Consider the following 451-nt stretch of genomic DNA (forward strand, 5'->3'; position numbering starts at 1 on the left):
GTGGATTAACATGTTTGTTGACGTGGTGGATGGGCTATATGTCATTTACGACAGTATTTAATTATTTGACCAAACTTTAAGCCAGACGACATGAATTGATAAAGGAATAATGCCATGTTTGTAGATTTAAATAGTGATTTGGGCGAAAGCTTTGGCTCATGGAAAATGGGTAATGATGACCAGATTTTACCTGTTGTGACCAGTGCCAACATTGCTTGTGGTTTTCATGCTGGTGACCCGCTCGGCATTTTAAAAACAGTTCGTAAAGCGGTTGAACTTGGCGTGACTATTGGCGCTCACGTGTCTTATCCAGACCTTGTTGGATTTGGCCGTCGTAATATGGATTTGTCACGTGACGAACTCATTGCCGACGTGCTTTACCAAATTTCTGCACTCGATGGTTTAGCGAAAGTAGCTGGCTCAAAAGTGCAGTACGTTAAACCACACGGTG

Annotated in this window: 1 protein-coding gene; it reads left to right on the top strand. The window is 42.6% G+C overall.

Annotated features, from left to right (window positions below; all coding sequences use genetic code 11):
- Positions 1-114: 114 nt before the first annotated feature.
- Positions 115-451: LamB/YcsF family protein (locus tag F7Q96_RS26610; protein WP_211923542.1), on the top strand; the 337-nt coding region annotated here is incomplete at its 3' end.

It is taken from the genome of Cupriavidus gilardii, assembly GCF_008801915.1.
Classification (GTDB): domain Bacteria; phylum Pseudomonadota; class Gammaproteobacteria; order Burkholderiales; family Burkholderiaceae; genus Cupriavidus; species Cupriavidus gilardii.